Origin of the sequence: Candidatus Merdisoma sp. JLR.KK006 (assembly GCF_036941035.1) — a bacterium.
GTDB lineage: Bacteria > Bacillota > Clostridia > Lachnospirales > Lachnospiraceae > Laedolimicola.
This window is the reverse complement of sequence record NZ_JAYMNS010000027.1, coordinates 54,226-62,356: the sequence shown is the minus strand read 5'-3', so window position 1 is coordinate 62,356 and position 8,131 is coordinate 54,226. Positions and strand designations below refer to the sequence as shown.

General features: G+C 30.8%; 7 protein-coding genes. All 7 read left to right on the top strand.

Going from position 1 to position 8,131, the window contains the following annotated elements; genetic code table 11:
* The first annotated feature begins 360 nt into the window (after positions 1 to 360).
* On the top strand, positions 361 to 1,158 hold the full coding sequence (locus tag VSQ61_RS17530) for a TrmB family transcriptional regulator (protein ID WP_334345680.1): 798 nt from the start codon (positions 361 to 363) through the stop codon (positions 1,156 to 1,158).
* Complete coding sequence (locus VSQ61_RS17525) at positions 1,155 to 2,090, top strand: carbohydrate kinase family protein (RefSeq protein WP_334345679.1); 936 nt, start codon at positions 1,155 to 1,157, stop codon at positions 2,088 to 2,090. Before VSQ61_RS17530 ends, VSQ61_RS17525 begins: the two co-directional genes overlap by 4 nt.
* 5 nt (positions 2,091 to 2,095) lie before the next feature.
* The gene (locus VSQ61_RS17520) at positions 2,096 to 2,971 is read left to right on the top strand and encodes an ABC transporter permease (protein WP_334345678.1); all 876 of its coding nucleotides are present in this window, start codon (positions 2,096 to 2,098) and stop codon (positions 2,969 to 2,971) included.
* Between the two features lie 2 nt (positions 2,972 to 2,973).
* Positions 2,974 to 3,798 carry an ABC transporter permease gene (locus tag VSQ61_RS17515; protein ID WP_334345677.1) on the top strand — a complete coding sequence of 275 codons (825 nt, stop codon included), beginning with the start codon at positions 2,974 to 2,976 and terminating at the stop codon, positions 3,796 to 3,798.
* A gap of 108 nt (positions 3,799 to 3,906) precedes the next feature.
* The gene (locus VSQ61_RS17510; RefSeq protein WP_289499995.1) at positions 3,907 to 4,899 is read left to right on the top strand and encodes an ABC transporter ATP-binding protein; all 993 of its coding nucleotides are present in this window, start codon (positions 3,907 to 3,909) and stop codon (positions 4,897 to 4,899) included.
* Positions 4,896 to 6,974, top strand: coding sequence for a hypothetical protein (locus VSQ61_RS17505; protein ID WP_334345676.1), 2,079 nt, complete (start codon positions 4,896 to 4,898; stop codon positions 6,972 to 6,974). Before VSQ61_RS17510 ends, VSQ61_RS17505 begins: the two co-directional genes overlap by 4 nt.
* Positions 6,975 to 6,986: 12 nt before the next feature.
* Positions 6,987 to 8,123, top strand: a complete 1,137-nt coding sequence (locus VSQ61_RS17500; RefSeq protein ID WP_334345675.1) for an extracellular solute-binding protein — start codon at positions 6,987 to 6,989, stop codon at positions 8,121 to 8,123.
* The last annotated feature ends 8 nt before the right edge of the window (positions 8,124 to 8,131 follow it).

The window sequence follows — 8,131 nt, the reverse complement described above, 5'->3', positions numbered from 1 at the left end:
AATCTATCAGATGCTCACACATATATAATGTGAAATAAATACTCATATAAGAGTGAAATAAAACTATAAAGGTATATTTTTTTAAAACCACTAGGGGATATTTGTTGAGTTGACAGGGTAGAGCGCAGAGGTTAATTGGTACAGGGCGGTAAGACGGAGCGAAAGATTCATGTTTTCTATATATAAGTGGGAATTATTACATGCTTAGTCGCAATTCTTACACATGATATATTTTTGTGTATTCGTAAATAATATATTAAGAATATAAAGCTTGTTTTATATTGCGTCTAATGAAATACTCTTGTATTCTTGCATAATTAGTTGTATAATATATACAACTAATTATGCAAGGAGGATAAGATGAACATATTAGATAATTTGGAGAAACTGAATTTTACAAGATTGGAGGCACAATTATACATAGCTTTGCTGGGTGAAAAACCTATGTCAGCGTATCAGTTGGCAAAAAAAGTTAATATATCAAGACCCTCTATTTATAATGCACTGGATCATATGTTAGACAAGGGGATGGTAGAGGTAATTCCTAATGAAACATTATTGTATGTAGCGCAAGAACCGTCTGTTATTTTGGAAAAGATGCACTTTGAGATGCAAAACAATCTGCATAAGGCTAAAAAAGAACTGGAAATATATAAAGGATATAAATATGATGAAGTGTATTTAAACTTTCGTGGGTTTAATACGGCTATTTATAAAACAAAAGAAATTCTGAAAGAAGCAGAAGGCGACGTATATATAAATGTAGATTGTGATATATCATGTCTTAGTGATGAACTGAACTGTCTCGTACAAAAAGGTGTTAAGGTAGTTGTTTTTTCCTTTTATGAAATAGAAAATCGTATAGAAGGAGTCAGATATTTTTCGCATAAACGAAGCGTAAAAGATAGTCATATTCATACTAGATTAATGATTGCGGTTGACAATTGTATTGCTCTCGCTGCTAATGGAAACGGTTCGTTTGAAACATGGAGTGGTATTGTAAGCAACAATAAATTGTTTATTAGAATTATTACAGAACATATTCATAATGATATATATATGTTAAAAATTAGGGATAAGTATGGAAAAGAGGTATATGATGAATACCTATATCTAAATACTGATTTTGAAAAAAGAAATAGGGAGGAAGAAGTATGAAGGTGATGGTTTCCGGATTGGTAAACATAGAAACAACATTGAAAATTTATGGCTTTCCAATCCATTATTATCCTATAGATTATCCTTTTTATGGAATCCATTCAGATGTTGCGGGAGTGGCATATAATCTGACAAGGGCACTTTCAACGTTGGGAGATGATGTAGAACTTGTATCTTTTCTGGGAAAAGATGATGAGGGAGAGCGTATTCTAAAGAGGTTGCAGAGTGAAGGGATAGCGATTGATAATATTATGGCAGATCTGAATGAAACACCATCATCGGTGGTTTTGTATGACGGCAAAGGAAAGAGGCAGGTTTATTGCGACTTAAAGGATATACAAGAAAAAAATATATCTAATGAAGATGGTAATGTAATTAATTGTATGAAATCATGTGACCTTTTTATAGCTTGTAACATTAACTTTAATAGACCATTGATGAAAAAAGCAAAAGAATTGGATAAATTAATAGCTACAGATGTTCATGTAATAAGTGACATAGAGGATTCATTTAACAGTGAATTTATGAATTGTGCAGATATTTTATTTTTGAGCAATGAGCAGTTACCATGTAAACCAGAAAATTTTATTGATAAATTGAGAAGCAGGTACACTAATCAAATTATTGTGATAGGACTTGGTGAACAAGGGGCAATGTTATATGAACGCCGAGATGATAAAATATACAAATTTGAATCAGTAAAATGTAGTGCAGTTATAAATACTGTAGGAGCGGGCGATGCATTGTTTTCAGGTTTTTTACACTACTATCTCAAAGGGTATAATTCTGTTGAAGCATTAATGAGAGCAGAAATATTTGCGTCAATAAAAATAGGGTGTAATGGAGCGGCTAATGGTTTCTGTGATGAAAAGAAAATAGAAGAAGTATTGTTAAATGAAAAGTTTGCTATACATGAAATAGGATTGGAGTAAGAATAATGATTTGCGTTTCTAAATATAGTGCGTTTGCGCTTAATGCTTTAAAAGAAAAATATGTATACCGATTTAAAGCGGTTATGTGGTCTTTATCGATGTTGTTTAATATGTTGGTGCAATATTATCTTTGGAAAGCAGTTTATAGTGAAACTAATGGAAGCTTTATGGGTGTATCACAAGATAATTATTTGGCCTATATCAGCTTTGGCGTAGTGTTTTATAATATTACTTCTTGCATGGAAAATATGAATATGGCAGAAGATATCAAATCGGGAAACATAGCAATGAATTTAAGCAAACCCATAAATTATAAAATGATGGTATTTTTTAGACATGTTGGGGCAAAGCTTGGAGAAGTTATAGGATTGATACCATTAATTTTAGTCGCTTTTTTATTAACAAATAAAAATATAATTGTTGCTTCTAATATGAGTAATTTTTTATTATCTACGATATTGGCATTTTTATTAATGTTTACTTTTTCGTATATAGTTGGATTGGTAACCTTTTGGACAACTAATTATTGGGGCGTGCAGTTTTTTACAAATTCAATTATGGGGCTTTTTTCTGGGCAATTGGTTTCAATAGCTTTTTTTATTGAAATTGGTAAAGGGATTGAAAATATAAATAGCAGTTGGGGATTTTTTCAAGAACCTGTAGTAATAAACTTTTTTAATGTACTTGGTAAAATCGCATATTGCTTGCCATTTCAGTGCATGTATTATACACCGATGTCGATATTATCAGGGATTATAAAAGAACCGCAGGATATTGCAGTACATATAATTCTGCAGATTTTTTGGTTGATCGTGCTTAATGTTATTTCCTGCATAATGTGGAAAAAAGCACAAAACAAAATTGCTATATATGGAGGTTAAAAATGCGATACTTAAGATTGTATTCTCAATTTTTTACTTTGCAATTTAAATCGATAATAGAATATAGGACTGACTTTTTAATAGGATTATTCTCAGTAGTAATAGGTCAGATTAATACATTTATATTAACTGTAATGATATTTACACAAATGGACAATTTGGCTGGATATACAATTTATGAAATATTTCTTATGTATGGTTTTTTTGTTTTGGTAAAAGGCGTTGATCATTTTTATAACGACAATATTTGGAGTTTTGCATGGAATAAGATTAAAGATGGAAGGTTTACAGAAATTTTATTGCGTCCAATTAATCCTATTTTTTATATCATTATGGAACGGATTGAAATAAATGGATTGAGTGAAATTATCATAGGGTTGATTATTGTCTTGTATTCTATGTATCTTTTAAAAATTCATTTAAGTATAATAAATATATTTTTGTTAGTAATTATTCTATTATGCGGATTAGTAGTATTTTTCAGTATTAAGCTATTGTTTTCGGCGCCGGCATTCTGGACTATTTGTTGTGGGGAATTTATGACTGCGGGGGTAGAAATTAGTAATTCTGCTAAAAATCCGCTAACAGTTTATAAAAATCAAATTATCAAGAGTGTTTTGCTTTATATATTTCCTTTTCCAATAGCAGCATATTTCCCGGCAATATTTTGTCTAAATGAAACATCGGATTTTTTTGGATTAATGAATAGGGGTATAAGTGGGATTGAGATCGTTCTGTATTCTGCTTTAATGGCTGGAATATTATTGGTCTTATCAATAAGTGTTTGGTATAAGGGTTTACGGAAATTCGAGCCAACTGGAACTTGAAGTATCAAATATTAACTTTTGGCGTCTTGTGTAGTTTTTTAAATTTAATTATTGGTCTTGCTATGTTTTAAATATAATTTTGTGATTTGTGAATTACTAGGAGGAGATATGATTACAGTAGAGCATTTATCAAAAGAATTCAAATTAAATAAAAAGTATGAAGGGATAGGAGGAACTATAAAAACGTTCTTTTCTACAGAGCATACAATTAAAAAAGCAGTAGATGATTTGAGTTTTAGTGTAAAAAAGGGTGAGATGCTTGGATATATAGGCTTAAATGGAGCTGGAAAATCTACTACAATAAAAATCTTGGCAGGTTTAATGGTTCCTACATCTGGATATTGTAGAGTAAATGGAGTTATACCGTACGAAAACCGAAAAAAATACACTAAGAATATAGGCGTAGTTTTTGGGAATCGTTCACAATTGTGGTGGGATTTACCAGTTTCTGAATCTTTTTCTGTTTTACAAAAAATTTATGAAGTTCCGAAAAGAGAATTTGAAGATAGATTGGATTTTTTGGTTGATATATTAGATATAAAGGAATTCTATTTAACACCGGTTAGAAATTTGAGTTTGGGGCAGAAAATGAGAGCAGATTTGGCAGCCTCAATGTTACATAAACCTGCCGTGTTATTTCTTGATGAACCGACAATTGGATTGGATATTCTGATTAAAGAAAAAATAAGGTCTGCCATTAGGCAGATAAATAAAGAAACAAATACAACAATTGTTTTGACAACACATGATTTAGACGATATTGAAGAAATCTGTAATAAGATTATTGTTATTGACAAAGGAAAAAAAATATTTGATGGAAATTTGGAAGAGTTAAAAAATAAATATTCTGCTAGCAGAATTGTAAGTTTTGAATTTAATGATAAAAATATTATCTTGGATAAAGATATTTTAGGATCAGGAGTTCTTCGTGTTGAATCTGGAGAAAATGGAAGGATTAATGTTGAAATTCAGCGAGAGGAAATAGATTTTCCTCATTTTATACATAATATTGTGGGAAGATATGATGTTAAAGATTTTACAGTTGAAGAACCAAAGCTGGAAAAAGTAGTAAAGGAAATTTATGTGGAGGGTACGGAGTGAACGTAGCAAAAGATGATACTTTAAAAGAATTGCCGAAATATTGGAAAAAAATACATAAATGTGCAAGCAAGATAATGATGACTGAAAAAGAAAAATATATGTCAGCATATTTATATAATCAATATATGGTAAAGCATTGTATTTCGGACTATTCGTTTAATGAACTGCTAAATATGCACGATATGGTATTTATTGAATTTTATATTAATTTATATTTTAAGCTAGGGTATGAAAGCAAAAGACCAAGTCAAGTAATTGAAAAAGCAACAGATTCGAATTGGATGATGGAGAGGGATTACTGCTTTATTAATCTTCGTGCGTTAGGTAATGAGGTTGCTGAAACAGGGAATATTATCAATGCAATCAAAATTTTACCAATTTTAAGAGTTACAGGTATTCATTTAGCTCCTTTTTTTGAATGTAGTGAAGGTATTATATATTGCCAAAAATCATTTCATCGAATTAATCATGAGATTGTTAATAAACTATATCTTGATAATGGGGTGATGCCTGTTGAACAGATGAAATTTTTTATTGATTGTTGCCATTTATTAGATATGGCAGTGGGGTTTGATATTACACCACATACAAGTTATGACTCTGCTCTAAGATTAGAAAATCCCAGCTTATTTAGGTGGGTAAAATTATCAAAAAATAAAGAAAATTTGTATAGTGATATGAATATAGATGATCAATACACTAATGATTTTCAGAAAAAATGTCAAAATGAAATCCATGCTATCGTAGAAAAGCACAAAAAGGATAAAAGTATTGATAATTTAGATGCAGAAGAATTATTGTATGGTGAGGTAGATGCGACAATTGATGAAATAAATAGATGTATATTGGAGGAGGGTTTTTATACTGTACCACCACATACATGGAATGGTTTTGCTGTGCCAGGATTCAAAAAGTTTGCCTGTAATTCTCAGATGCCTATATGGGAATATCGAGACAAGTATGGACAAAACCAGGGGGAGCATGCTATATGGTTACATGCTAATTATTACATACATTTGGAAATGAAGGCTAATAAAATACCATGTATAGAAAATAATTCTATTAAGAATGAAAATTTTTTCGACTTTTTTAAAAAGTATTTGAGAGATATTATAGCAAACTATTTGTTTGATTATATAAGAATTGATTATGTCGATCACATTTTTGACAATATTTTAAATGAAGGTGAAAAAGAAATACCGTTAACCGAAATGCTTACTCCTAATGAGATTCTTGAAATAATAAATTATTTGAGAGACACTTGGCCGGGTCTGGGAATGCAAGCGGATCATTTAGGAAAAGATGTAACAATGTATGCGAAAGCAGGTTTCAACTTAATAACAAATTCCGATGTTTCTTTGGAATATAATTCTGTTAACTTGAGAAAAATTTTTGGAAATTTAATTAATGCGAAACAAGAATGTAAAAGTTGCCGAATGTTATGGGCAATAGATACTCATGATATGGCACATCCTCTTTTTCTGGGTAAAGAATTGGCATTACGGGAAGGGAAAATGGGTATTGTTGTAAGGTTCTTTCTTAGTAGATTTGCCAATATAGGACGAGAGCGACAGCCGAAATACGAGGTTATTGGAAACCAAGATTTGTCGTTTGGAATCCATAGAGCTAATAATAGACCTGAAAGTTTATCTTGGAAAAGTAATCAAGAAGTATTGGAAATATATCATGAAATTGAAACTCAGTATCTTTTAATGAGAGAGGATCTAAATGAAAGTAAGTTAGTTCAGTTTACTGTGACGAATAACGTGGCAAGTTTCTTAGTGTGTCATCCTAGTTTATTGAAGGGATGGATCGGGGTTGTGCCAGTGCCTATTGTTGGAAATAATAAGGAAATAGAGACTATTACGCTAGATAATATTTTTGCGTTCAAGGACAGGGGCATTCCCATTCTTAAAAGTATTATTTGCTATGAAATATCTGAATCGGATCATTTTAATAGAACATCTATTGAGCATTTATGTATATTAAATTTTTGCAATACTTCTAAGAAAATAGAGCTTACTTTTAGCAATAAAGGACTGATGTTGATAGAAGTTAATATGAAATATTACTAGGGAGGAAAAAATATGGAAAAATTAGAAATTTTTTTGTTGGAAGAAACTATGGGCGTAGTTCCCGAGTATTGGGGATTAAATCAATTTGCAAATTTTAATTATAGCAACGTAATGAAATCATTGTATTTATACGATTTTCCAAATGCATGGAAAGAAGGAGAGCTTAAAAAGAAAATTTGTACAATCGGAGCAAATGACTATTTTAATAAATGGACAAGTGAGGAATTCTTGGTAATTGAGGATTCAGGGTTAAATGGAATTTTTTCTTTAGCTAATGAGGAACTGGTTAAAGGTTCTATTGTAAATGGAAAAAGAACTGGAATACCGTTATTTGGTGGGAATCATCAACTTTTATTTTATAATAAAAAGCTTGTAAATCAGGTGCCAGAAACCATGCAAGACTTAATTGCTATTGCGGAATCAGTAAAAAAGAAAAAAAAGCTTGATTATGGATTTGTTTTTCCTACAGGAGCATGTTATTTTATATTACCGTTCCTATATGGTTACGGAGCTAATTTGTGGTCAAATAGTCAGATCCCAATATCAGAGGATTCTTTGTATAAAACAATATGCTTTTTGCGAGAATTAATATATGAAAGAAAGGTTGCACCTATTAAATGGGAACAGGCTGAAAGCATTGAATGTTTTACTAAGGGAAATGCAGCGTATTGCATTGGTGGTGATTGGAATATTAAGGAATTTGATATGGCGACTGATTCTAATTTAGGGATATGTAAAATTCCTAAATTAGAAAGAGAGTGTAGGTCAACTGCTAATGCAAGTTATCTTTTTGTATCAAAGTATATTAAAGAGGAGCTACATAAAAATATTAGAGAATTCTGCAAATTATTTTTAGGACAAGATATTCAGGCATCTATAATAAGAAATCTGTATAGGATGCCGGCGGCTCGCAATTTTAGTATCGACAAAAACAATTTTGATGAAAAACTTTTGAAAAGTTATGAAGTATATAAGCGGGCGTTTATTATGCCTCCTAAAAAGGAAGTTACACACATGTACCATGTTTTAGCTGATTTATTGGAGCCCAATGTCCTTATTAGAGATAATCCGGAAGAATTAACTAAAAAAGTGATATTACATTTAAATGATGTGGAGAGTTATTATAAAAATAATTTATTAAAAATGTAGGAGAGAAT

Excerpts from the sequence above, each read along its gene's own strand:
- VSQ61_RS17525 (WP_334345679.1), top strand. The coding sequence starts at position 1,155 with ATGAAGGTGATGGTTTCCGGATTGGTAAACATAGAAACAACATTGAAA.
- VSQ61_RS17520 (WP_334345678.1), top strand. The coding sequence starts at position 2,096 with ATGATTTGCGTTTCTAAATATAGTGCGTTTGCGCTTAATGCTTTAAAA.
- VSQ61_RS17500 (WP_334345675.1), top strand. The coding sequence starts at position 6,987 with ATGGAAAAATTAGAAATTTTTTTGTTGGAAGAAACTATGGGCGTAGTT.
- VSQ61_RS17515 (WP_334345677.1), top strand. The coding sequence starts at position 2,974 with ATGCGATACTTAAGATTGTATTCTCAATTTTTTACTTTGCAATTTAAA.
- VSQ61_RS17530 (WP_334345680.1), top strand. The coding sequence starts at position 361 with ATGAACATATTAGATAATTTGGAGAAACTGAATTTTACAAGATTGGAG.
- VSQ61_RS17510 (WP_289499995.1), top strand. The coding sequence starts at position 3,907 with ATGATTACAGTAGAGCATTTATCAAAAGAATTCAAATTAAATAAAAAG.